This window comes from Dactylosporangium sp. NPDC005555, from assembly GCF_040605635.1.
Lineage (GTDB): Bacteria > Actinomycetota > Actinomycetes > Mycobacteriales > Micromonosporaceae > Dactylosporangium.
Window position 1 is genome coordinate 225,456 of record NZ_JBEXDG010000005.1, and the last position, 23,977, is coordinate 249,432.

At 74.2% G+C, this 23,977-nt stretch carries 23 protein-coding genes; 12 read left to right on the forward strand and 11 right to left on the reverse strand.

Annotated elements, in window-relative coordinates:
* Nucleotides 1-127 precede the first annotated feature (127 nt).
* The 3 genes from ABZS58_RS08440 (at nt 128) to ABZS58_RS08450 (ending at nt 3,591) form a co-directional block, all read left to right on the forward strand.
* Nucleotides 128-1,381 carry an MFS transporter gene (locus ABZS58_RS08440; protein WP_354779015.1) on the forward strand — a complete coding sequence of 418 codons (1,254 nt, stop codon included), beginning with the start codon at nt 128-130 and terminating at the stop codon, nt 1,379-1,381.
* On the forward strand, nt 1,378-2,367 hold the full coding sequence (locus ABZS58_RS08445; protein WP_354779017.1) for a hypothetical protein: 990 nt from the start codon (nt 1,378-1,380) through the stop codon (nt 2,365-2,367). Before ABZS58_RS08440 ends, ABZS58_RS08445 begins: the two co-directional genes overlap by 4 nt.
* 69 nt (nt 2,368-2,436) lie before the next feature.
* Nucleotides 2,437-3,591: a S8 family serine peptidase gene (locus ABZS58_RS08450; protein ID WP_354779019.1), complete on the forward strand. Its 1,155-nt coding sequence runs from the start codon at nt 2,437-2,439 to the stop codon at nt 3,589-3,591.
* A 21-nt stretch (nt 3,592-3,612) separates the two neighbouring features.
* On the opposite strand, the gene ABZS58_RS08455 is transcribed toward ABZS58_RS08450, so the two are convergent.
* Nucleotides 3,613-5,112 (reverse strand): protein kinase, encoded by a 1,500-nt coding sequence (locus ABZS58_RS08455; protein ID WP_354779021.1) that lies wholly within the window; start codon nt 5,110-5,112, stop codon nt 3,613-3,615.
* A 178-nt stretch (nt 5,113-5,290) separates the two neighbouring features.
* A complete protein-coding gene (locus ABZS58_RS08460; RefSeq protein ID WP_354779023.1) occupies nt 5,291-6,259 on the reverse strand; it encodes an AraC family transcriptional regulator in 969 nt (322 codons plus the stop codon).
* Between the two features lie 91 nt (nt 6,260-6,350).
* Between ABZS58_RS08460 and ABZS58_RS08465 the strand changes: the two genes are divergently transcribed.
* The gene (locus ABZS58_RS08465; RefSeq protein WP_354779025.1) at nt 6,351-7,160 is read left to right on the forward strand and encodes an NmrA family NAD(P)-binding protein; all 810 of its coding nucleotides are present in this window, start codon (nt 6,351-6,353) and stop codon (nt 7,158-7,160) included.
* Nucleotides 7,157-7,543 (forward strand): DUF4345 family protein, encoded by a 387-nt coding sequence (locus ABZS58_RS08470; RefSeq protein WP_354779027.1) that lies wholly within the window; start codon nt 7,157-7,159, stop codon nt 7,541-7,543. The genes ABZS58_RS08465 and ABZS58_RS08470 overlap by 4 nt, the downstream gene beginning before the upstream one ends.
* A 161-nt stretch (nt 7,544-7,704) precedes the next feature.
* On the opposite strand, the gene ABZS58_RS08475 is transcribed toward ABZS58_RS08470, so the two are convergent.
* Nucleotides 7,705-8,901 carry a trans-2-enoyl-CoA reductase family protein gene (locus ABZS58_RS08475; RefSeq protein ID WP_354779029.1) on the reverse strand — a complete coding sequence of 399 codons (1,197 nt, stop codon included), beginning with the start codon at nt 8,899-8,901 and terminating at the stop codon, nt 7,705-7,707.
* 115 nt (nt 8,902-9,016) lie between these two features.
* Here ABZS58_RS08475 and ABZS58_RS08480 point away from each other — a divergent pair, with 115 nt between their 5' ends.
* Nucleotides 9,017-9,667: a hypothetical protein gene (locus tag ABZS58_RS08480; protein WP_354779031.1), complete on the forward strand. Its 651-nt coding sequence runs from the start codon at nt 9,017-9,019 to the stop codon at nt 9,665-9,667.
* A 119-nt stretch (nt 9,668-9,786) separates the two neighbouring features.
* Here ABZS58_RS08480 and ABZS58_RS08485 read toward each other — a convergent pair whose 3' ends face one another.
* Nucleotides 9,787-10,731: a DUF1861 family protein gene (locus ABZS58_RS08485; protein WP_354779033.1), complete on the reverse strand. Its 945-nt coding sequence runs from the start codon at nt 10,729-10,731 to the stop codon at nt 9,787-9,789.
* Nucleotides 10,732-10,851: 120 nt separating this feature from the next.
* On the opposite strand from ABZS58_RS08485, the gene ABZS58_RS08490 reads away from it, so the two are divergent.
* Nucleotides 10,852-12,471 carry a SpoIIE family protein phosphatase gene (locus ABZS58_RS08490; protein ID WP_354779035.1) on the forward strand — a complete coding sequence of 540 codons (1,620 nt, stop codon included), beginning with the start codon at nt 10,852-10,854 and terminating at the stop codon, nt 12,469-12,471.
* A 42-nt stretch (nt 12,472-12,513) separates the two neighbouring features.
* Here the strand turns inward: ABZS58_RS08490 and ABZS58_RS08495 are convergent, their stop codons facing one another.
* A complete protein-coding gene (locus ABZS58_RS08495; RefSeq protein ID WP_354779037.1) occupies nt 12,514-12,897 on the reverse strand; it encodes an ATP-binding protein in 384 nt (127 codons plus the stop codon).
* The gene (locus tag ABZS58_RS08500) at nt 12,894-13,220 is read right to left on the reverse strand and encodes an STAS domain-containing protein (protein WP_354779039.1); all 327 of its coding nucleotides are present in this window, start codon (nt 13,218-13,220) and stop codon (nt 12,894-12,896) included. Before ABZS58_RS08500 ends, ABZS58_RS08495 begins: the two co-directional genes overlap by 4 nt.
* An 87-nt stretch (nt 13,221-13,307) precedes the next feature.
* Between ABZS58_RS08500 and ABZS58_RS08505 the strand changes: the two genes are divergently transcribed.
* From ABZS58_RS08505 to ABZS58_RS08520, 4 genes are all read left to right on the forward strand, one after another.
* Entirely contained in the window at nt 13,308-14,240 is a 933-nt protein-coding gene (locus ABZS58_RS08505) for an acetamidase/formamidase family protein (RefSeq protein WP_354779041.1), read from the forward strand.
* Between the two features lie 362 nt (nt 14,241-14,602).
* Nucleotides 14,603-16,495, forward strand: a complete 1,893-nt coding sequence (gene dnaK / locus ABZS58_RS08510; protein WP_354779043.1) for a molecular chaperone DnaK — start codon at nt 14,603-14,605, stop codon at nt 16,493-16,495.
* A 90-nt stretch (nt 16,496-16,585) separates the two neighbouring features.
* Complete coding sequence (locus ABZS58_RS08515; protein ID WP_354779045.1) at nt 16,586-17,044, forward strand: nucleotide exchange factor GrpE; 459 nt, start codon at nt 16,586-16,588, stop codon at nt 17,042-17,044.
* On the forward strand, nt 17,037-17,930 hold the full coding sequence (locus tag ABZS58_RS08520) for a DnaJ C-terminal domain-containing protein (RefSeq protein ID WP_354779047.1): 894 nt from the start codon (nt 17,037-17,039) through the stop codon (nt 17,928-17,930). The genes ABZS58_RS08515 and ABZS58_RS08520 overlap by 8 nt, the downstream gene beginning before the upstream one ends.
* A 113-nt stretch (nt 17,931-18,043) precedes the next feature.
* Here ABZS58_RS08520 and ABZS58_RS08525 read toward each other — a convergent pair whose 3' ends face one another.
* Genes ABZS58_RS08525 through ABZS58_RS08540 form a run of 4 tightly spaced genes read right to left on the reverse strand, consistent with a single transcriptional unit; the run spans nt 18,044 to nt 22,578 of the window.
* Nucleotides 18,044-18,418 (reverse strand): response regulator, encoded by a 375-nt coding sequence (locus tag ABZS58_RS08525; RefSeq protein ID WP_354779049.1) that lies wholly within the window; start codon nt 18,416-18,418, stop codon nt 18,044-18,046.
* Between the two features lie 24 nt (nt 18,419-18,442).
* The gene (locus tag ABZS58_RS08530; RefSeq protein WP_354779051.1) at nt 18,443-21,151 is read right to left on the reverse strand and encodes an ATP-binding protein; all 2,709 of its coding nucleotides are present in this window, start codon (nt 21,149-21,151) and stop codon (nt 18,443-18,445) included.
* Nucleotides 21,152-21,191: 40 nt separating this feature from the next.
* Nucleotides 21,192-22,148, reverse strand: coding sequence for a TIGR03885 family FMN-dependent LLM class oxidoreductase (locus tag ABZS58_RS08535; RefSeq protein ID WP_354779053.1), 957 nt, complete (start codon nt 22,146-22,148; stop codon nt 21,192-21,194).
* A 40-nt stretch (nt 22,149-22,188) separates the two neighbouring features.
* The gene (locus tag ABZS58_RS08540) at nt 22,189-22,578 is read right to left on the reverse strand and encodes a response regulator (RefSeq protein WP_354779055.1); all 390 of its coding nucleotides are present in this window, start codon (nt 22,576-22,578) and stop codon (nt 22,189-22,191) included.
* Here ABZS58_RS08540 and ABZS58_RS08545 point away from each other — a divergent pair.
* On the forward strand, nt 22,555-22,779 hold the full coding sequence (locus ABZS58_RS08545) for a hypothetical protein (RefSeq protein ID WP_354779057.1): 225 nt from the start codon (nt 22,555-22,557) through the stop codon (nt 22,777-22,779). The two genes, ABZS58_RS08540 and ABZS58_RS08545, sit on opposite strands and share 24 nt — an antisense overlap.
* A gap of 516 nt (nt 22,780-23,295) precedes the next feature.
* On the opposite strand, the gene ABZS58_RS08550 is transcribed toward ABZS58_RS08545, so the two are convergent.
* A complete protein-coding gene (locus ABZS58_RS08550) occupies nt 23,296-23,961 on the reverse strand; it encodes an NAD(P)H-binding protein (RefSeq protein ID WP_354779059.1) in 666 nt (221 codons plus the stop codon).
* Nucleotides 23,962-23,977 lie beyond the last annotated feature (16 nt).

Sequence of the window (23,977 nt, forward strand, 5' to 3'; positions counted from 1 at the left end):
AACGAAATCCCTCAATGTCATGCGGTGTTCACGCACCGCACGCCGCACCGCCGCACGCGCTGTGTTGCAAGGGAATCCGCCGCTGTCGGACGATTGCGGACCGTTGCCGCAGGAAGGGAACCATCGGGTGTACCTGTCGACCGTGACCAGTCCGGTCACCGCGCCGTCCGGCGCCGGTCCGCGCCGCCGGCGGATCGCGCTCGTCAGCGGCAACGTCGTCGCGCTCGGCACCGTCAGCCTCATCACCGACGTGTCCGCCGAGATGGTCACCGCCGTCCTGCCGCTGTACCTCGTGCTGGGCCTGCACGTCAGCCCGCTCGCCTACGGCGTCGTCGACGGCGTCTACACCGGCGCCACCGCGGTCCTGCGGCTCGTCGGTGGGTTCGTCGCCGACCGGATCCGGTCCCGCAAGCTGGTCGCCGGGTTCGGGTACGCGCTGTCCGCCGTCGCGAAGCTGGGGCTGCTCCTCGCCGGCCGGTCGGTGCCCGCGATCGGCGCGGTCATCGCCGTCGACCGGCTCGGCAAGGGCGTCCGCAGCGCCCCACGCGACGCGCTCATCACCGAGTCGACGCCGCCGGAGGCGCTGGGGCGGGCGTTCGGCGTGCACCGGACGATGGACAGCATCGGGGCGTTCCTCGGGCCGCTCGTCGCGCTCGCCGTCCTCGCGGTCGTCGGGGAGTCCTACGACGCGGTCTTCGTCACCAGCTTCTGCATCGCGGCGATCGCCGTGGTCGTCCTCGTCCTGTTCGTGCGCGAACGACCGGTGGCGGCCGCCCCGTCGGCGCCCGCCCCGTCGCTGAGCAGCGCGTTCGGACTGCTGCGCGACGCGCCGGTGCGCCGGCTCGTGGCGGCCGCTTCGCTGCTCGGGCTCGCCACGATCGGCGACGGGTTCGTCTACCTGCTGCTGCAGCGCCGCGAGGACCTGAGCCTCGTGTGGTTCCCGCTCCTCGCGGTCGGCACCAGCCTCGCCTACCTGCTGCTCGCCGCGCCGCTCGGCGTGCTCGCCGACAGGATCGGCCGGCTCCCGGTGGTCCTCGGTGGCTACACCGCCCTCGGCGTCGCCTATCTGCTGCTCTTCGGCCCGCTCACCGGCTGGCCGCTGCTCGTGCTCACGCTCGCGCTGCACGGGCTGTTCTACGCCGCCACCGACGGGGTCCTCATCGCGCTCGCCGGGCCGGTGCTGCCGGCGCGGCTGCGCACGACCGGCATCGCGCTCGTCCAGACGGGACAGGCCCTGGCATACCTGGTGTCGTCCGTCCTCTTCGGACTCGCGTGGCAGGCGTGGGGCCCGGAGTCCGCCAGCCGGGCCGCGGCCGGCGTCGTCGCGGTGGTCGTGGTCGCCACCCTGCTCCTGCTCAGGAAACGAGGAACGCTCCGATGACGCAGCTGTCGAACGGTGCACGGATCGGCATCCTCGCCGCCGCCGTCGTCGTGCTCGCCGGGGTCGCGGCGGGGTACACCGCGCTCGCCGCCGACCGTGCCGAACCGGCGCCCGCGGCGACCAAGGACGGCCTGCCGCTGACGCTCACCCCCGGGCCGCGGCTGCTGACGATCACCGACCGGCACCTCGCCACCGTCTCCGCCGCCGACCCCGGCGGTCCCCGCACGGTGTCCACAGTGCAGTGTCTGCGGGTGTACGCGGCCGCCGGCACCGGCGTCTGCCTCCGGCCGCAGACCGCGTGGAGCTACGAGGTGGTCGTCCTCGACGCCGACCTGCGTCCACACCAGACGGTCGCCGTGCCCGGCCTGCCCAACCGCGCCAGGGTCTCGCCGTCCGGGCGGCTGGTCGCGTGGACCGTCTTCGTCGGCGGCGACTCCTACACCAGCAGCGGCTTCTCCACCCGCACCGGCATCCTCGACACCCGCACGGGGACCACCGTCAACTCCCTGGAGGAGTTCTCGGTCATCCACGAGGGCAGGCCCTACCGCAACGTCGACGTCAACTTCTGGGGCGTCACGTTCGCCGCCGACGACAACCGGTTCTACGCCACGATGTCCACCGCGGGCCGCCGGTACCTCATCCGCGGCGACCTCGCGGCGCGGACCGTGGAGACCCTGCGCGCCAACGTCGAGTGCCCGTCGCTGTCGCCGGACGGCACCCGGGTCGCGTTCAAGCAGGCGGTCGACGCCGACCCGCAGCGCGGCTGGCGGCTGTCGGTCCTCGACCTCGCCACGATGACCGTCACGGAGACCGCCGAGCGGACGAGCGTCGACGACCAGGCCGCCTGGCTCGACGCCACGACCCTCGGCTACACGCTCCGCCAGGACGACGGCCGCCCCGACGTGTGGTCGGTCCCCGCCGACGGCTCCGGCACGCCCCGCCTCCTGATCCCCGGTGCGGAGTCCCCGGCCCCGCTGGCCGCCTGAGCCCCGTCGTCGTGCGGCGACCCGACCAGCGATGGTCGTGGTCCTGACCGTACCGGTACGGTCGCGGGCGTGAGAACGCGTAGCGCTGTGATGGCGGTGGCCTTGCTCGCGGTGCTGCTGGTCCCGTCGCCCGCCTTCGCCGAAACCGTGCGTGAGCAGCAGTGGTGGCTCGGCGCGCTCGGCATCGCCAAGACCCACCAGGTCAGCAAGGGCGACGGCGTGGTCGTCGCGGTGATCGACACCGGCGTCGACGGCGCCCAGCCCGACCTGGCGGGGGCCCTGCTGCCCGGCACCGGCACCAACGGCGTCGCCAGCGAGAAGGGCTGGGACGACCCGGACGGCCACGGCACCCAGATGGCGACGGTCCTGGCCGGCCGTGGCGGGGACGGCCCGAACCGGGTGCTCGGCATCGCCCCGAAGGCCAAGGTCCTGCCCATCGCGATCCCCATCGGCAACCGCGCCGACGCCTCGGCGGGCACCCTCGCCGACCCGATCCGCTACGCCGCCGACCACGGCGCGAAGATCATCAACATGTCGTTCACCCTCGGCGACGACGAGCTGAAGCAGCCCGAGATCGACGCCATCGCCTACGCCCGCGCCAAGGGCGCGATCCTGGTCGCCGCCGGCGGCAACCGCCCCCAGGGCGACGACCACGTGCCGCTGCCGGCCCGCTACCCGGGCGTGGTCACCGTCGCCGGCACCACCCGCGCCGGTGGGCTGTGGGACGGCTCCATCGCCGACCCGGCGGTCGACATCGCCGCGCCCGCGCAGGACATCATCGGGGCCGCCCCGAAGGCCCGCTACTCCTCGGGTTTCGCGGTCGGCTCCGGCACCAGCGGCGCGGCGGCCATCGTGTCCGGCGTCCTCGCCCTGATCTGGTCGAAGTATCCGGCCCTGGACGCGGCCAACGTGCTCAACCGCCTCTTCGCCACCGCCCGTGACAAGGGCCCGGCGGGCCGGGACGACAGCTTCGGGCACGGCCTGATCGACCCGTACGCCGCCCTGACCGCCACCGTCGCGCCGGTCACCGCCGACCCGGTCGCCCCCTCCTCGGTGCCCGCGCCGCCCTCCGCTCAGCCCTCACCGCCGCCCGCCGCCCGGGACGACGGCCCCGGCACCCCAGCGATCCGGGCCGCGGTCGTCGGCGGTGGCGCGGTCCTGCTGGCGCTGCTGCTCATCTTCGGCGTCGCCCGCCCCCTCCTGAGATCCGGCCGCCGCCGATGATCCGGCCTGCCCCGGTGAAGGTCAGCCCGTCACGGTGGTGGTGACGGCGGCGGGGACGCCGTTGCGGCAGGTGACCGACATGCGGACCTGCTCTTTGGAGCGCTTGTAGGAGATCTTCACCGTGGTCGCCGGGCCCTTCTCGACCTTCACGAGCTTGAAGCCCTCCGCCACGGTCCAGGACAGGATCCAGGCGTTGCCGGCGGAGTCGCAGCCCGCGTTGACCGTGCCGCCGATGGAGGTCAGCGTGTGCTCCTCCGTGGGTGGCTCCGGCGGATCGGTCGTCGGCTCCTCGGTGGTCGGCTCCGCTTCGCCCGGGCTGCCGGCGTCGGAATGGTCCGAGCCGGGGGTCCGCCCCGGCATGCCGGCTCCGGTCGGGCCGGCGCCGGGAGCGCTGGAAGCGCCGGCATCGGGAGCCGGCGTCGCCGGGTCGCTGGTGGCCGCGGCCGGCAGGGAGGCGACCGGTGACGACGCCGGGCCGGCCTTGCCCTCCGCGCCCGGCGGGGAGCCGAACGCCGTCCAGGTCAGCACCGCCGCGACCGACACGACACCCACACCTGCCGCCGCGAGGACCCGCACCCTGGACCGGCCGCGCCGCGGCGCCCGCGGGACGAGCAGCGCGGACGGCTCGCCGTCGACCGCGGGGCCGGCCGCGGCGAGGGCCGGCGCGGACGGCACGACCTGCAGCCCGGCCGCCGCGGCGAGGACCGCCGCGACCTGCGGCGCGGTCGGGCGCAGCGCGGGGTCCTTGCGCAGGCAGCTGTGGCAGAGGTCGGCGACCTGCTCCGGGACGCCCGGCGTCGGCCGCAGCGGCTCGGGCGGGACGTACACGTGCGCGGTCAGCACCTGGGTCGTGCTGTCCACGGTCCACGGCAGCTGCCCGGCGATCAGCTTGTACAGGATGACGCCGAGCGCGTAGACGTCGGAGGCGGGCTCGACGGCGTCGTCGGTGAGCCGCTCCGGGGCCAGGTAGGACGGCGTGCCAAGGACCTGTTCGGGCAGGTCGCCCTCGCTGCCGGGGCTGGTCGAGGCGGCGATGCCGAAGTCGACGACCTTCGCCCCGGTGGGCGTCACGATCACGTTCGCGGGCTTGATGTCGCGGTGCACGAGCGACGCCGCGTGCGCGGCGGTCAGCGCGGCGGCGATCTCCGCGCAGATCCGGAACGCGACCCTGGGCTCGACCGGCCCGGCGGCGATCTGCTGCGCGAGGGTCGGGCCGGGGACCAGCTCCATCACCACGTACGGGATGATCCCGCCGTCCTCGGTGGCCTCGCCGTAGTCGTGGACCTGGGCGATGTTCGGATGCGACAGGGTCGCGGCGGTCCTGGCCTCGGCGCGCATCCGGCGCAGCGACTCCGGCTTCGCGGTGTGTGCCCCGTTGAGCATCTTGACCGCGACCGTCCGTCCCAGCACCTCGTCGGTCGCCGCCCACACGACGGCCATCCCGCCGCTGCCGAGCTGCTCCTCCAGGCGGTAACGACCACCCAGCACCTGGCCCTGCACGTTCGGCTGCCTCCAACGCATCGATGGTCACCTTGCACGCCGTATCCTGCGGGACAAACCTCCGAGACGCCAGTGACCCGTCGGTCGGATTCCGTCCACTCCCGGTTAAATCGGGTGAACGCGCAGGTCGCGCGGAGCGCGGCGGGCCGGACCGGTCGGTCGGGCCGGGCTGCTCGAACAGGTGCGTGATGCTGGAGCCTCATCGGCCGGTCGTGTCCGAGGCGGCCGCGCGGACCGCGCCCGGCGCGACGCCGAACGTGCGGCTGAACGCCCGGGAGAACGCGGCCTCCGACGCGTAACCGAAGCGGTGCGCCACCTGCGACAGCGGCTCCGCAGACTGTTGCAGGTGGGTGTGCGCCAGCTGCATCCGCCACTGCGTCACGTATTGCATGACGGGCTCGCCGAGCAGCGCGGTGAAGCGGGCCGAGAACGCCGACCGGGACATCGCCGCCTCGCGGGCCAGGGCCTGCACGCTCCACGGCTCCTGCGGCGCGCGGTGCATCGCCGCCAGGGCCCGGCCGAGGTGCTCGTCGCGCAGCGCCGCGAGCCAGCCCTGGTGCGCCTCGGGCGCGGTGTCGAGCCAGCCGCGGATCGCCTGCACCACCAGGACGTCGGCGAGGCGGGTCAGCACCGTCTCGCCGCCGGGCCGCAACGCGGTCGCCTCCGCGGCGATGAGCTGCAGGGTGCTGTGCAGCCAGCCACCGTCGTCGTCCCAGCCGTCGACGTGCAGGACCCGCGGCAGCTGCGCGACGAGCCGCCGGGCCGGGACGTGGTCGCAGCGCAGCACGCAGTAGGTGACCCGGGTCAGCGCGCCGCCGCCGCCGTGCCGCAGCAGCTCGTAGCGCTCGCTGACGCGCTCCACGGGGATGTCGAACAGCGGCACGCCGTTGCGGCCCAGCTTGTGTCCACTGTGGACGCGGTGCGGTGTGCCGTGCGGGATCAGGGTCAGGCCGCGCGGGCGCAGCGTCCGCGGCGGCTCGCCGTCGACCTTCAGGACCGCCTCGCCGGCGGTGACGACGAGCAGCGCCATCAGCCCGTCGAGGGCCGGCACGTCGATGTCCCACGGCGCGGTCAGCTCCGACCGGCAGTACAGCGTGCCGGTCAGCCGCAGCAGGTGCAGCGCCTCACCCAGGGGGTCGGCCGGCGGCGGGAGGATCGTCGTCGTCACCGCATCATCGTCCAGCATCATGGACGATCTGCAAAGAGTTCCGGTGTTCTGATGATTCAGGATCTCGCCGGTACCGGCGACGCTGGACCACATGAAAACACTCGTCATCGGCTCGACCGGCAAGACCGGGCGACGGATCCTGCGCCGCCTCACCGACCTCGGCCACCCCGTGCGGGGCGCGTCCCGCCGCGGCGACCCGCCGTTCGACTGGGAGCGGCAGGAGACCTGGCCCGCCGTCCTGGAGGGCGTCGGCGCCGCCTACGTCTCCTACTACTCCGACCTCGCCGCGCCCGAGGCGCCCGCCGCCGTGGAGGCGTTCACGAAGGCGGCCGCAGCGGCCGGCGTCCAGCGGCTGGTCCTGCTGTCCGGGCGCGGCGAGCACCACGCGGAGAGCTGCGAGGACATCGTCCGCGAGTCCGGCCTGGGCTACACGCTGGTGCGGGCCTCGTGGTTCGCGCAGAACTTCGGCGACGTTCCCGGCGGCGAGCTGCGCCAGGGCGTCATGGACGGCGCCGTCGCCCTCGCCGCCGGGGACGTCGCAGAGCCGTTCGTGGACGTCGAGGACATCGCCGACGTGGCGGTCGCCGCGCTGCTCGACGAGTCGCACAACGGCCGCGTGTACGACGTCACCGGCCCGCGCCTGCTCACCTTCGCCTCGGCGGTGGCGGAGATCGCTGCCGCGGCCGGGCGGCCGGTGGCCTACGTGCCGGTGAGCGTCGAGGAGCTGCGGGCGGCGCTCGCCGGGCACCCGCAGGGCGACCTGTTCGCCGACCTGTGCGGCGAGGTCTTCGACGGGCGCAACGCCAACCTCGGCACCGGCGTGCAGGACGCGCTGGGCCGGGCGCCGCGCGACTTCGCCGACTACTGCCGGGCGGCCGCGGCGGCCGGGGCCTGGCGGTGATCCGGCGGATCGTGCTGATCGTCGCGGGTGCCGTGGCCGTCGCGATCGGGGCGGCGAGCCTGCTGGCACCGGTGGCGTTCCGCCGCCAGTACCACATCAGCATCGGCGACGACGTGAACCTGCTCAGCGAGACCAGGGCGGCGGGCGGGGCGGTGCTCGCGGTCGGCGTGCTGCTCGTGGTGGGCGCGTTCGTGGCGCGGCTGGCGTTCGCGGCGGCGGTCGCCGGGGCCGTGGTCTACCTCGCCTACGCGGTCTCGCGGGGCGTGTCCGTCGCGCTGGACGGCACGCCCGTGAGCGGCCTGGTCCTCGGTGGCATCGTCGAGCTGGCGCTCGGGCTGGCGTGCTGCTACGTCCTGGCCCGCGGTCCGCGGCCGGTCGCCTGATCGGCGTTCGACCGCCTTCGGCCGGCCGGCGTCGCTGCTTCCAGCGCGGCGCCGGCCGGTTGCTCCCCGGGGTGCGGCGGCCTTTCAGCGTGGCGCCGGCCGGTCCGGCCGGTCCGGGCGTTGCGGCTTTCGGTGCGGCGCCGGCGGGGCGTTGTGGCCTTTCAGCGCGGCGCCGGCCAGTCCAGGTCCGGGTCGATCGGCTCCGAATAGTCGACGCCGGGGACGTCGAAGCCGTAGAGGCCGCGGAACTGGGCGCGGAACCAGGCGACGTCCGCCACCTCGGCGATCGTCTCCGGGGTGATCGCCCGCCAGCGCTCCGCCACCGCGGCCTGCACCGCCGGGTCCAGCTCCCAGCGGTCCAGCCGCAGCCGGCCCTGCTCGTCGAGGTCCAGCGGGGCCGCGCCGGTGAGCTGCTCCCACAGCTGCACCGACTGCTCGACCGGCGACTGCAGCGCGTCGCCGAGGACGGCGTGCAGCACGCTCACATACAGGGCGATGCCCGGGATCGCGGTCGACGCCTGCGTGACGGCGGCACCGTTGACCGACGTCAGCGCCCGGCCGCCGATCGGCCGCAGCCGCTCGTCGAGCTCCTCGGCGGTCCGCTCCAGGTGCACCTTCGCCGCGCCGATCGTGCCGTCGCGGTAGATCGCCGAGGTCAGGCTGGATCCGATGTACGACAGGGCGACGGTGCGGAAGCCTTCACGCAGCAGGCCCCGGTCGGCGAGTGCGGTGACCCAGCGGGACCAGTCCTCACCGCCCATCACCCGCACCGTGTCGGCCGCCTCGTCCTCACCGGCGGGGGTGGCGGTGACGTCGCGCAGGGCCGGTGTCCCGTCGGCGTCGAACTCGAGCGTCCTGGTGGTGTGGGCCGCACCGAGGGGCTTGATGACCGACTGGTAGGTGGTGCCGCTGCGCGGGTCGGTCCGCCGGGGCGCGGCGACGCTGTACACCAGGAGATCGAGCTTGCCGAACCGCTTCTCCAGCAGGTCCAGCACCTCGTCCTTGGTGGTGTCGGCGAAGGCGTCCGCGTTGAGGAACGTGAAGTCGCTGCCGGCCTCCTCGGCGACGGCGGCGGTGGCGATCGTGCGATACCACCCGGCGGTGCCGGTGCGCCGGCCCGGCGGCCGCTCGAACGCGACGCCGACGCCGTCGATGCCGTGCCGGACCAGGCCCGCGAGGGTGGCGGCCAGGCCGTAGCCGGCGCTGGAGCCGATGACGAGCGCGACCTTCCTGTCCTGCGACCCGGCCTTCGGGGGGATCTGGGCAACCATGTCGGTGACGCTGCGGAAGCAGCCGGCGGGGTGCGAGTCGAGCAGCAGGAACCCGCGTCCGGTGGGACTGACGACACGTGCGGCCACGATGCTCCCCTTCGGTGATCGGATCGTGCTTTCCCATCCTGTCATGGCCCCTGGGGTGTCCGGTTCCCGGCAGCGCCGGTGTGATCGATGCCCGCCACTGCCTACCGTGACGGCCGTGGACCTCATCGCCAGCGCCGACGTCAGCGCCGACAACATCCTCGACTACTCGGTGACGCCGGCGTGCCAGGCGTACGTCATCGGCGAGCACATCGTGCGGATCCCGCGCTGCCAGGTCCTGGCGGTGGCGAACCTGTCCAACCATCAGCCGCCGGCATATCCGTTTCCGCAGGTGCCTTCCGCGCCCCGGTCCCTGAACACCGGCGCGCACGCCTTCGTCGGGTTCCGGGACGGCGGCACCGGCGTCTGGGACCACACCGTGCTGGCCCGGGCCGAGTCCGACGACTGCCGTGCCGTGAGTTTCCGCGTGTACGTGGAGCAGGGCTGGGCGGCCGTCACGGGGCTGGTCTTCCGGACGGGCATCGTGCTGCCCACCTACGACCGGATCAGGTTGGAGTCGCACCGGATCGTCTTCGACGCCATCACGGGACTCATCGTCTTCAGTGTGACGACGTCCAGCGCGGGCAAGGCCGGCGACGACGACACCGACCCGGACGACTACGCCCTCACCGCAGCCCGTGCCGTCGCGCCGGAGGGCATGCACCTGCGGGTCCGTGCCCTGGACCGGCCGCTGCCACCCGGCCGTAGCTTCCGGGTGGACCTCGGCACAGGTGCCGTCGTCGAGGTCCGCAACCGGGCGCAGCGGTAGCGGGGCCGACCGGCCGGCGCCGGCGTCCACGGCGGGCCGCCCCGCTCCGCCTCCGCCCTGGGCAGGCCGGGGCGGGTGCTCACGGCCTGGATCGCACGCCGCCACCGCATCAGAAGAAGTCAGAAGAAGGACGGCACGACGATCGAGCCGACGGAGGCGTCGCTCAGCCCGCAGTACAGGCGGACGAGACCGCGGTCGAGGACCTCCATCGAGCCGGGGAAGACGACGTCGGTGAGGTCGGGGCGCTTCGGCGGCGCCGGTGGGAAGTCGGCGCGCATCGCGATGATCGTCGGCGTGGTCGTGGTGCGGGCGGACGGGTCGATCGTCCACCACGCGCCGGCGTACTCCTGCGGGCCGCCCTCCTCGCCGACGGCGACGTGGCCGAGGACGCCGATGCGGTCGCCGAGGTCGTAGAGCTCGTTGACGCCGAGCTTGGTGTCCTCGGCGACCTGGTCGTGGAAGACGTGCGCCTTGGCGATCAGCTCCGCGGACAGGTCCGTCCAGTCGTCGGCGAGGATCAGGCTCACCCGGCCGCGGCCGGCGGTCCCGCCCTGCGGACGGCCGCACACGGCGAGCCCGTCGTGGCGCTGCAGCAGCCGGATGTCCTTCATCCCCGGCACTTCGGCGAACGGCGTGGCCGGGTCGAGGCGCTCCACGGAAGGGGCGGCGTGGAAGCGGGTGACGACCGTCGGCGGGTCGTGGCGGAAGTCCAGCGACACCACCCCGAACACGAGCACCGGCGCGCCGTCGCGGTCCAGGACCCAGGCCGCGAACGGGTCCTCCGCCGACCGGAACACCGGCGTGCCCGGCGCCTCCCGCCAGCCGTCGCCGGCCCGCTCGTAGAAGCGGATCTCCGGATCCCAGGAGGACCCGTCGCGCCAGTAGCTGGTCGCCGACTCGACCCGCACGGCGAGCAGCGTGCGGCCGTCCTGCCGCACCAGGCACGGGTTGTAGGCGAGCCGGTCCCCGACGCCGGGGATCACCTCGGCGGTCCCGGACGGGCGGCCGGGGCGGCGCAGATGCTCGGCGACGAGGGCACGGTACCCGGCGGCGGTCGACGTCACACAAGCACCGTAACGCCGTATTCGGGCGCGGATGGCGGGAAACCGGGGTGAATGTCGAAAGCGGCGGCACCCCGCCACGCCCGGGCGGCCCTCGACGCGGTGCGGCACTAAGCTTCGGTGATGGCACACGACGGTGCGCGGCGTGGGGCCGCGCCGGTCACGGCGGGCGGTGACGTCGAGGCGGCCACGGCCGTCGTGCGTGAGCTGCTGGCGGCCGCGCCGGCCGGATGCACCTGGCTGCTGCCACTGACCGGCGAGGACGGCCGGGTCACCGACTTCGTCATCGCGGCGGTGAGCGGCCGCGGCAACGACCTCTACGGCCGCGGCGCCGACCGGGTCGGCGAGCGGGTCGGCGACCTCTATCCGAGCATGGTCGGCGGACCGCTGTGGCAGCTGTATGTCCGGGTCCTCGCCGACGGGGTGGCCGCCGAGCTGCCCGACTTCCGGTATGCGGAGCAGCGGGCCGGGATCGTCGCGGACTCGCAGTTCGAGGTCGGCGTGCACCCGGTCCTCGGCGGGCTGCTCGTGTGGTGGCAGCGGGTCGACGAGGCCCGCCGCCGGCTGGAGCGCACCGAGCTGCTCGGCAGCCTCGGCTGGGCCGAGTACGACCTGGTCACCGGCCGCAGCGAGTGGTCGCCGGGGATGTTCCGGATCTTCGGGCGGGACCCGGCGCTCGGGGCGATGTCGCGGGCCGAGCAGCAGGCGGCGCTGCTCGCCGACGACCGTGGGGTGAGCGAGACCGCCTGGCAGACCCTCGACAGCGGTGCCGCCTCCGACGTGACCGTCCGCGTCCGCGCGGCGGTCCCGACCGGGAGCCCGGACACGGACACGGGCACGGGCACGGACGCGGGGCAGAGCACGGAGACGGTGAAGTATCTGCGGATCCTGTCCGACGTCGCCCGCGACGCGGACGGCAGCCCGCTGAAGATCTACGCCGTCGTGCAGGACGTCACCGCCCGGGAGGACACCCGCTCGGCGATGGAGCGGCTCAGTGACCAGCTGCGCACCCGGGAGATGACGGCGCTGGCCGAGCACCGCCTCGCCGGGCAGCTGCAGAACCTGATCCAGCCGGTGCCGCGGGAGCCGTTCCCCCTCTCGGGGCTGGAGGCGGCGGTCAGCTACCTGCCGGCGGAGAGCGCCGTGCAGGTCGGCGGCGACTGGTATCACGCGCAGACCCTGCCCGACGGCCTGGTGGCGCTCGCGGTCGGCGACGTCGCCGGGCACGGCCTCGACGCCGCGAACGGCATGGCGCACCTGCGGTTCTCGCTCGTGGCGTGGCTGTCCATCGGGATCCGCGACCCCGGCACCCTGCTGGGCCACATGAATCAGCTGTGCCTGCAGCTGAGCATCACCGGCACCGCGGTCATCGGCATGTACGATCCGCGCACCCGCACCCTGCGATGGGCGCGGGCCGGGCACATGTCGCCGCTGCTGGCCCGGACCGGCGCGACCACCGAGTTCGAACGGCCGGTGGGCCTGCTGCTCGGCGCCGGCGACGACGCCGTCCACCCGGTCCTCACCGTGGACCTCCGCGAGGACGACCTGGTGCTGTTCTACACGGACGGGCTCGTCGAGCGCCGGTCCGCGGACACGGAGGTCATGCTCGGCCGGGTGCGGCGCAACCTCGCCGACGTCTCCGCCGACCCCGGCGACGAGCCGCTGACCCGGCTCCGGGGTCTGCTGCACTACGCGAGCCCCGACGACGACACCTGCACCCTCGCGGTCCGCGTCCTGCCCTGACGGCACCGCCGGCGAACGGGGCTCAGAGCACCTCAGGGCACCTCAGAGGCGCAGGTGCAGGCGGACCGTGGTGCCGTCCGGGCCGCTGACCGTCTCGACCCGGTCGGCGATCCGCTCGACGATGGCGAGCCCCCGGCCCCGCGGCGCGTCCGCCGGTGGCATCGGCCGCGGGAACGCCCGCGGCGGCCCCTGGTCGACGACGTCGCAGATGATCTGCCCGCCGTCGGTCCACAGCCGGACCCGGCCGCCGCCCGCGGTGTGCTGCAGCGTGTTCGTCGCCAGCTCGTTGACCGCGAGCATCAGCAGCTCGGTCCGCGCCTCCGGCACGCCGGCCGCGAGGGCGTGGGCGCGGACGAACGCCCGCACCGCGCCGAGATCCCCGGCGTCGCCGTAGTCGATGGTGCCGGCGTCGGCGGGGGCGCTCATGAGGCCGGTCCCGCGGCCGGCGGCGCGAGGAGGTCGCCGACGCCGGTCATCTCCAGGACGTGGGCGACGGTCCCGCCGGCGTTGACCACGTGCAGCCGGTGCCCCTGCCGCCGGGCGGCGTGATGACCGGTGATCAGCCCGTGCAGGCCGCTGGAGTCGATGAACCGCAGCCCGGCGAGGTCCACGACGACGACCGGCGCCAGCTCGACGGCGGCCAGCAGCACCGTCGTCAGCTCGTCGCGGGCGGTCAGGTCGCACTCGCCGGCCAGGGCAACGACGGCCCGGCCCTCCAAGGTGGACGTCTTCGCCTCGAACAGCGCCATCGAGCTTCAGCACCCTTCACGTCGCACCGAGCTGTTCCCGGCCCCCATCATGGCATCCGGCACGGCCCGCCTGGTTGACTGTCACCGATGGAGCACTCGCTGGAGCCCGACGACCGGACGCTGCACGGTTTCTTCTCGCCCGGCTACCCGCCGGTGCTGACGGTGCGGCCCGGCGACAGTGTCACCTTCCGCACCCTGGACTGCTGGTGGTCCGCTGGCCCCTACGCCGGGGAGCACCCGCCGGACCGGCCGCGGGTCCCGCAGCACCGCCCCGACTACGGCCACGCCCTCGTCGGCCCGGTCGCGGTCGAGGGCGCGAGGGCCGGGCAGACGCTCGAGGTCCGCATCGACGAGGTCGAACCGGCCGCCTGGGGCACCACGGTCGCCGGCGGCTGGCCGAGCGGGCCGAACCGGCGGTACCACCTGGAGAACGACGGCGTCGTGCACGCCTGGGACCTCGACCCGGCCGCGATGACCGGCCGCAACCAGCACGGCCACACGGTGCCGCTGCGTCCGTTCATGGGCGTGATGGGCATGCCGCCGGCCGAGCCGGGCGAGCACTCGACGATCCCGCCACGCGTGCACGGCGGCAACATCGACTGCAAGGAGCTCGTCGCCGGCACCACGCTGTTCCTGCCGATCACCGTCGACGGCGCACTGTTCTCCGTGGGCGACGGCCACGCGGCGCAGGGCGACGGCGAGGTGAGCGGCACGGCCATCGAGTGCCCGATGGACCGGGTGACACTCACCTTCCTGGTGCGTGACGACTTCCCCGTCGAAGGGCCCGTCGCGCGCACCGCCGACGCCTGGCTCACAGTCGGCCTCGGCGACACCCTGGACGACGCCGCGTACGCCGCTCTGGAGTCGATGTTCGCGCTGCTGGCCCGGCTGCACGGGGTGCCGCGCGCCGACGCGGTCGCGTTGAGCAGCGTCGCGGTCGACCTGCGGGTCACCCAGATCGTCAACCAGGTCGTCGGCGTGCACGCCGTCCTCCGCGACGGCGCGGTCACCTTCACCTGACCGGCCGCCTGACCGGCCGCCTGACCGGCCGCCTGACCGGCCGCCTGGCCGGCCGCCTGACCGGCCGCCTGGCCGGCCGCCTGACCGGCCGCCTGACCGGCCGCCTGGCCGGCCGCCTGACCGGCCGCCTGACCGGCCGCCTGACCGGCCGCCTGGCCGGCCGCCTGACCGGCCGCCTGACCGGCCGCCTGACCGGCCGCCTGACCGGCCGCCTGACCGGCCGCCTGACCGGCCGCCTGACCGGCCGCCTGACCGGCGCGGAGCGCCGGTGCCGACCACCCGGTGCGGGTGAGACGGCGGACGTGTGCGCGCGGTGAGCCTTGGAGGCGGCATGCCAGCAGGGCTCGAGAGGGGATGCGCACATGGCACGCGCTGTGGGAATCGACCTCGGCACGACCAACTCGGTGATCGCCGCGTTCGAGGGTGGCCGGCCGACCGTGCTGCCCAACGCGGAGGGCAGCAGGACGACGCCGTCCGTGGTGGCGTACACCGACAGCGGCGAACGGCTCGTCGGGCAGCTCGCCCGCAGGCAGGCCGTCCTGAACCCCAAGGGCACGATCTCGTCGGCGAAACGCTTCATCGGCCGCAAGTTCGACGAGGTCGGCGAGGAGTCCCGCACCGTCACCTACGACGTCGAGTCCGGGCCTGACGGCATGGTGCGCTTCGACGTGCGCCGCAAGCAGCTGTCGCCGGAGGAGGTGTCCGCGCAGATCCTGCGCAAGCTCGCCGACGACGCGGCGAAGCACCTGGGGGAGAAGGTGACCGAGGCGGTCGTCACGGTCCCCGCGTACTTCAACGACGCCCAGCGGCAGGCGACCAAGGACGCCGGCCGGATCGCCGGGCTCGACGTGCTGCGGATCATCAACGAGCCGACGGCGGCCGCGCTCGCGTACGGGCTGGACAAGAAGGGCCACGAGACGGTCCTCGTGTTCGACCTCGGCGGCGGCACGTTCGACGTCAGCATCCTCGACGTCGGCGACGGCGTGGTCGAGGTCCGGGCGACGTCCGGCGACACGCACCTCGGCGGCGACAACTTCGACCACCGGCTGGTCGAGCACATCGCCGGGCAGTTCCAGAGCGAGACCGGCATCGACATCCGCTCCGACCCGCAGGCGCTGCAACGGCTCACGGAGGCCGCGGAACGCGCCAAGGTCGAGCTGTCGTCGGTGACGCAGACGCAGGTGAACCTGCCGTTCGTCACCGCCGACGCGACCGGGCCCAAGCACCTGACGATGACGGTCACCCGGGCGACGTTCGAGGAGCTGACCCACGACCTGCTCGAGCGCACGATGGACCCGGTGCGCCAGGCGATGCAGGACGCGAAGGTCAGCGACGGCGACCTCGACGAGGTGATCCTCGTCGGCGGGGCGACCCGCATGCCGGCCGTGCAGGCCCTGGTCCGGCGACTCACCGGCGGCAAGGACCCGAACATGTCCGTGAACCCCGACGAGGTCGTCGCGCTCGGCGCCGCCATCCAGGCCGGGGTGCTCAAGGGCGACGTCCAGGACGTGGTCCTGCTCGACGTGACGCCGCTGTCGCTGGGCGTCGAGACCCTCGGCGGGCTGATGACGAAGATCATCGACCGGAACACGACGATCCCGACCCGGCGGGCCGAGACGTTCTCCACCGCCGAGGACAACCAGCCGGCCGTCGACGTCGTCGCGCTGCAGGGGGAGCGGGAGCGCGCCGCCGACAACCGGGTCCTGGGCCGGATGCGGCTGGAGAACATCCGGCCGGCGCCGCGCGGCGTCCCGCAGGTCGAGGTGACGTTCGACGTCGACGCCAACGGCATCCTGAACGTGTCCGCGAAGGACAAGGACACCGGTGCCGAGCAGAAGATCACCATCACCGAGAGCGGCACCCTCGACACCGCAGACGTGGATCGGATGGTCCGCGAGGCCGAGGAGCACCGGGCCGAGGACCAGCAGATCCGGCAGCGGGTCGACGCCGGCAACGAGCTCGACAGCGCGGCGTACCAGCTGGAACGCGGCCTCCAGGAGCGCGGCGAGGTGCCGGAGCACGAGCGGGCCCGCGCCACGATGCTCGTCGAGGAGGCCCGCCGCGCCGTCCGGGAGCAGGAGCCGGCGCAGCGGATGCGGCAGCTGACCGAGGACCTGCGGCAGATGGCCCTGGCCCTGAGCAGCGGCGGCGGGCGGCAGGGCCAGCAGGGACAGCAGGTCCAGCAGGGCCAGGGGCGAAGCGCGGCGGCGAAGGACGCCGACGACATCATCGACGCCGACTTCAACACCGGGTGACGCCATGAGCGGCCAGCGGAGCGGCTCGGGCCGCTCGTCATGTGACAGGTTGAGGTCGGGCCGACGCCGGAGCGCAGCGGAGGTGGCGGCATGACCCAGGATCAGGACGTCGCGGAGCTGACCGAGCGGTGGCAGCGGGCCGCGGCCGACGTGGAGAACACCCGCAAGTGGGCCGAGCGGCAGTCGGCGCGGCAGCGGCAGGAGGAGCGGATCGCCGTGTCCACCGCGTGGCTGCCCGTGCTGGACAACCTCGACCTGGCGCTGCGGCACGGCGACGCCGACCCCGCCACGATCGTCGAGGGGGTCGCCGGCGTCCGGGAGCAGGCGCTCGCCGTCCTCGCCCGCTTCGGGTTCATGCCGATCGGCGAGGTGGGTGAACCCTTCGACCCGGTGCGGCACGAGGCGGCGGAGGTCGTCCGCGACAGCGACGCACCCCCGGGCACCGTCGTCCGGGTGCTGCGGCCGGGGTACGGCGACGGCGAGCGCCTCCTGCGCCCGGCTGTCGTCGCGGTGAGCGCGCCGGCGCCGCTGGGGGACGACGGTGGCTGAGTCCCGCGACCCGTACCAGGTGCTCGGCGTGGCCAGGGACGCGTCACCGGAGGAGATCCAGCGCGCCTACCGGACCCTGGCCCGCCGGCAGCACCCCGACATCAACAAGGAACCCGGCGCCGAGGAACGCTTCAAGGAGATCAACGAGGCGTACCACGTGCTGTCCGACCCCGAGCGCCGGGCCAGGCACGACCGGGGCAGGGCCAGGGCCAGGGCCGGGGCCGGCGCCGGATTCGCGGGCGGGCCCCGGTGGCCCGGGGACGCCGCGCCGACCGTCGATGTCGACCTCGGGGACCTGTTCGGCAGCATGTTCGGCGGTGCCGGCGCCCGATACGGTGCCGGACCCGTTCCCGGAGCCGACACCGAGGCTCAGATCACGGTCGGCGTCGAGGAGGCGTTCCGCGGCGGCCGCCGCCAGGTGACCCTCCCCGGCGCCGACGGCCGCCCCCGCCGCTACGACGTCAACGTCCCCGCCGGGGTCATGGACGGGCAGCGGATCCGGCTCGCCGGCCAGGGCAACCCGGGCGTCGCCGGCGGCCCGCCCGGCGACCTGTACCTCGTCGTGCGCCTGGCGCCGCACCCGCGGGTGCGGGTCGAGGGCCGCGACGTCGTGCTCGACCTGCCCCTGGCGCCCTGGGAGGCGGCGCTCGGCGCGAGCGTGCCCCTGGACACGCCCGGCGGGCCGGTCCGCGTGACCGTGCCGGCGGGGACGTCGACCGGGCGGCGGCTGCGGCTGCGCGGGCAGGGGCTGCCCAACCCGCGCGGCAAGCCCGGGGACCTGTACGCCGAGGTCAAGATCACGGTCCCGGCGCGGCTGACCGAGTCCGAGCGGCACCTGTTCGAGGAGCTCGGCAAGGCGTCGGCGTACGACCCGCGGCTGCGCTGAGACGCGCGTCGGCACCGCCGATCGCAGACGGTGCCGCTGTGATCGGCGCGAATGGCCACCCGGACCGGTGGACCAGCTCCCGATGGTCCGCCTCGGTCCTGATCGCGACGGGGTCAGCCGGCAGGGTGGTGCAGGGCCGCCTCGGCGACGGCGTCGCGCAGCTGAGCGCCGGAGTAGGGCTTGCCGAGCAGCCGGTCGCCGGGGACGAGCACCGCGGCCGCCTCCGCCCCGCTGACGGAGCCGGACGCGACGATCACCGGGATGCCGGCGGTCGCCGGGTCCCGCAGCAGCCGCCCGCGCGCTTCGAGGCCGGTCAGGGCCGGCATCTGATGGTCGGTGACGATCACGTCGGGCCGGTGCGCTCTGACCGCGGCCAGCAGCTCCTCGCCGTCGGCGCAGGTCACCACGGAGTGCCCGGCGCGGCGCAGGACCATGGCGACGACGTCCGTGATGTCAGCGTCGTCGTCAGCAACCACCACTGTCGCCATATCAGCCATTGTACTGACATGGCATCATCCGAACGGTTGATCCGAGGAGATTCGTGAACGGGCGTGGAACCGGGCCGACTGCGCCGTGGGCAGCGTGAAGGACAGCCGCGCGCCGCCGCCGGGGTTGTCGTTGGCGGAGATCGTGCCGCCGTGCCGCTCCACGACCCGCTGGCAGATGGCGAGGCCGAGGCCGGTGCCCACGTAGCCCGCGGCGCGGTGCGCCCGGTGGAAGCCGGTGAAGATCGCGTCGTGCTCGCCCTCGGGGATGCCGATGCCACGGTCGGCGACGTCGACCCTGACCCAGTCGCCGTGCGGGGTCGCGCACACATCGACCCGGGCCGGCTGCCCGGGCGGCGTGTACTTCAGCGCGTTGCCGATCAGGTTGTCCAGCAGCTGCCGCAGCAGCGCCGGGTCGGCGTGCACAGACGGCATCGCGCCGACGAAGATCTGCGCGGCCGGCGTCGTCGGGTCGACCGCCTGCGCGGCGAGCCGCTCGGTGACCACGTCGTCGACGGCGGCCCGCAGGTCCAGGTCGCGGGCGTCCAGCACCGCGTCGCGGGCGGCGGCGTAGCCGAGCAGGTCGTCGATGAGGCGCCGCATCCGTGCCGTCGTGGCGAGGGTCCGGTCCAGCACCTCCCGCTCCCCGCGGTGCTCCTGCCCGCAGAGCCGGTCGCCGAGCGACTCCCGGACGAACTCGGTGAAGCCGCCGATCGCCGTGAGCGGGCTGCGCAGGTCGTGGGCGACGACGCCGGCGAACGCGGTCAGTTCGGCCTCCCGCTGCCGCAGGGCCGTGATGGTGTACGACGAGGCGACCGCGCCCATGATGTGCCCGTCCCGGCCCCGCAGCGGCCGGGCGTGCATCATGACCACGCCCTGGTGCCCGTCGGGGGCGGTCACGTGCGCCTCGACGCCGTCGACCCGCTGGCCGCGCAGCGCCACCAGCAGCGGCAGGTCGTAGTCGTCGAACGCGGTCCCGTCCGGGTGCGCCATCCGCAGCAGCCGGCCGCTCTCCGTCACCGGTAGCGGCCCGTCCGCCGCGGCGCCGGGCAGCGCGGCCCGCGCCGCCCGGTTGGTGTGCACGACCATCCCGTCGGCGTCGCAGGTGATGACGGTGATGTCCAGCGCGTCGAGGACCTGCCGCAGGTACGCCTGCTCGGCGGCCAGGTCGTCCCGCGCGGCCCGCAGCTCCGCCTCGGCCGCCTCGCGCAGCGTCAGCTCCGCCCGCAGCGCCGTGTTCGCCTCGGCGATCGCCCGCTCCGCGGCGGTGCGTTCGGTGATGTCGTGGAACACCGCGACCGCTCCGGGCCGCCCCGCGCTGCCGTGCAGCGGCCGTGCCGACACCGTGATGACGATGCCGTCCGGGACCATCGGGTTGCGGATGACCATCGGCACCTGGTCGCTGGGCTCGCCGTCCAGGGCGCGCACCAGCGGCAGGTCCCCGGTGGCGAACGCGGTCGTGCCGTCGGGCTCGTACACGCCGTACAACTCCTGCCAGGCGTCCATGCCGCCGCCGGTGTCCGGGACCCCGAGCAGCGCGTCGCCGGCCGGGTTGCGCAGCAGGACCCTGCCGTGCTCGTCGACGACCATGACCCCGTCGCCGACACTGTCCAGCACCGCGCCCAGCAGGTCCGCCTGCCCGCGCGCCTCGGCCTCGGTGCGCCGCAGCTGCGCGGTCGCGGTCAGCACCCGGGCGGCGGCGCGGGACCGGCCGGACGCCAGCACGAACGTCAGCGCGGCGAGGAGCCCGCCGAGGACCAGCCCGGCGGCCGTCATCGCGGCCGGGAACTGGCCCGCGCCGGGCAGATCCGCGGCGACCACGCTGACCCGTGCCCGCCACCACGTCTGCGCGACCGGGACCTCTTCGGTGCGGGGCCCGGTGCGGCGCCGGCCGGAGTCCGCCCGCACCGCCGCCACGACGCTGGCGTGCCCGTCGGCGTCGCGCGCCGTCAGCGTCACGTCGACGCTGCTCTGGGCACTGCGGCGCACCGCGGCGGCGAGGAAGTCCTGTCCCCGCAGCCCCATCAGCACCCAGCCGAGGAACGGGCGCTCGCCGGCCGGGTCGGACGCGCGGGCCGCGCCCGGCGTGCTGTAGACCGGCGCGGCGAGGATGAACGACTGCTGCCGCTGGTCCTCGGGCAGGCTCTGGTCCCGGATCAGCAGGTACGTGTCGGATACGGTCACGTCACCGGACCGCCTGGCCTCCTGCAGGGCCCGGGTCGGCACGGGGGACTGGTTGACGTCGATGCCGCCACCGCCGAGCCTGGTCGAGCCGTCGAACGGTTCGCTGAAGATGGTGAAGATGTGGTCCGGGCCGGGGCTGCGGGTCTGGAGCGTCAGGTCCGGCGCTCCCCGCTGCCGCCACAGCTCCTGCACCCTGCCGATGTCGCCGTTGCCGACCGGCACCGCGAACACGATCGACGACGCGCCCGCGAGGGCCATGTACCGCAGCGGCCGGATCGCCCGGGCGAACTTCTCCGCGGTGAGCGGCTCGAACGCCCCGGCGGCCGCGGCCACGGTGCGCAGCGTGTCGACGTACCGGCCGGTCTCGTTGGCCATCGCGGTGGCGACCGCGCCGACCTTGCGGTCCAGCGCCTGCGCCGTCTCCCGCTGCTGGGAACGCGCCAGCACGGTCCCGGCCGAGATCGACACCGTCGCGGCGAGGACCGCGACGACGGCGGCGACGACCCAGGCGCGGGACACGACCCGCCGGACCCGCCGCGGGACGGACCACATACCCCGTTATCGGCGGGCCGCCGGAGCACCTTCGGTTTTTCTAGCGCAGTTGCGGCAGGACCTTCGCGCCGAACGCGTCGATGAAATCGTCCAGGTGCTGCCCGACGTGGTGCACGTAGATCTGGTCGAAGCCGAGCTCCATGTACCGGCGCATGATCTCGGTGTGCCGCCCCAGGTCCTCGCTGACGTGCACGGTCTTCGTGACCTGCTCCGGCGTGACGTCCGCGGAGATGACGTCGAAGTGCCCGGCGGTGTCCAGGTCCCAGCAGACGGGCGGGGCGAAGATGTTGCTGCGCCACTGCTCGTGCGCGACCGCCAGCGCCTCGTCACGCGTCGGCGCCCAGCTGAGGTGCACCTGGAGGCAGAGTTCGCCGCGGCCGCCGGCGTCGCGGTACGCGTCGATCATCCGCCGGAGGTGCTCGACCGGCTGGTTCACGGTGATCAGCCCGTCGGCCCACTGGCCCACCCAGCCGGCGGTCTCGACGCTGACGGCCGCGCCGATGAGCTTCACCGGCTCCTCGGGCCGGGTCCACAGCCGCGCCCGGTCCACCGTCACCAGGCCGTCGTGGCTGACCTCCTCGCCGGCGAGCAGCGCCCGGATCACATCGACGCACTCGCGCAGCCGCGCGCTGCGGACGTCCTTGCGTGGCCAGCCGTCGCCGGTGATGTGCTCGTTGCTGGCCTCGCCGGTGCCGAGCGCCGCCCAGAACCGCCCCGGGTACATCGCCGCGAGGGTCCCGATCGCCTGCGCGATGATCGCCGGGTGGTAGCGCTGCCCGGGCGCGTTGACGATCCCGAACGGCAGCGAGGTCGCCTGCAACGCCGCGCCGAGCCACGACCACGCGAACGCCGACTGGCCCTGCCGCTCGCTCCACGGCGAGAAGTGGTCGGAGCACATGGCCGCGGTGAACCCGGCCGACTCGGCCCGCCGCACCGCGGCGAGGAGCGCGGACGGGTGGATCTGCTCGTGCGAGTTGTGCAACCCGAAGACCGTCATGCCACGGCTGTTACCCCACCCGCCCCGGCACGCAACACGCTCACCCGGGCACCGGGGCGCCGGCCAGCACGTCGTGCAGCTTGCACAGCAGCTGGTCGGCGGTGAACGGCTTCTCCAGGAACGCGATGCCCTCGTCGAGGACGTGGGTGGTGCCGAGCAGGCCGTTGCTGTACCCGGACATGTACAGCACCGGCAGGGCCGGCCGGCGCTCGTGCAGGCACTCGGCGAGCCGCCGCCCCGACATGCCCGGCATGATGACGTCGGTGAGCAGGACCCCGCACGGGCGCAGCTCGTCCGCGGCGAGGGCCTCCTCGCCGTTCGTGCACGCCACGACGCGGTAGCCGGCGTTGCCGAGGATGCGCGTGATGACCCGGGCGAGCGCCGGCTCGTCCAGTAGTAGATGCCGATGATCGCGGTGCAGACGTCCCACAACGCGACCGCCCACGACCAGCCCGGCTGCGACAGATGTCCCGTGTGCACCGCCGGCGCGCGCACCGCCGTCAGCGCGTGCAGCCCGTGCCCGACGGCGCAGCTGAAGAAGATCAGCGCGGTGGCGACGGCGAGCTTGTTGCTCCGCAGCTGCCCGGCCCGCGCGACCGGCACGACGATCGCCGCCATGATCGCCGCGTAGGCCACCATGATCACGAGGTTGCCGAGCAGGTACAGCTCCTCGGGCATGCCCGTCCTATCGGACACCGGCCCGGACACCTGAGTGCTGCGGCGTCGGGTAGCGGCTTCCAGATCGACAGTGTCGCCGGGATCCCGGCCGACTACGACGGCGTCACGGTACGGGCATCGCAGCTGCCCGGCTTCGCAGCGTCAGCGGAGTCGTCGGCGAAGGCATCGGCTGCCACGGCCAGCGCCGCAGGTCGGCGTCGACGTCCGGGTTGCTCCCGGTAGGCCGATCACGTCCACCGCGGCGACGCGGTCCAACTTCGCCGGCTGGCAGATCATGAAGTCCCTCGCCGCCGCGGACCGGCACGGGCACCCGCGGTACGTCGCCCACCAGGTCTACTACTCGCTCGTCGGCCGTGACTACGAGTGGGAACTGCTGGCTTCGCGCGGCTCAATCCGGCGCCGGTGTAAGGAATCCGCGGTGATCGCGCACTGCCGGTGCAGTGTCCGTCCCGCCGCGCCGGCCCCGGCCTCAGTGGAAGATCGACACGCGCGTCCGGTGCAGTGTGGGCGTCTCGATCTCGTCGAGCACCGCGACCGACAGGTCGGCGTAGGACAGCCCTGACGCGGGCAGCGTGTCGCCGCCGGTCCGGTAGCGGCCCAGCCGGGGACCCGAAGGGTCGAGTCCCGCCGGCGGGGTGAGCACGAGCCAGTCGAGCGCTTCGCCGGTCGTACACAAGCGATCCAGGCCGGTCGCGTGCGACAGCGCGAACGGTCGCAGTTGTGCGGGGAACGCCGCCGGATCGTCGTGGACGGGCCGGCCGTCGGCGCCGAGCAAGGTGGCGAACAGGCCGATGACGACGAGCCGCCGCACCCCCGCCCGCGGCAGCCCGTCGATGAGCGCGTCGGCGGCGTCGGTGAAGAACGCCTCGTCCAAGGGCCCGAGCGCGGCGAGAGCGTCCGGGCTCGACGCCGGGGTGACGGCGCTGACGACGGCCGCGTGCCCGCGCGGGATCGACGCCGTCGCCGCCCTGTCGCGCACGTCGCCGCGCACGACACGCACGCCGTCCTGGGTGAGATCAGGGTGCCGGTCGGGGTCGCGGACCACGGCGGTGACCTGATGACCGCGGTCGTGCGCCTCGGCGGTGATCGCCCGCCCCGCCCTGCCGCCCGCTCCGAAGATGACGATGTCGCTCATGGCCCGGAGGGTATGT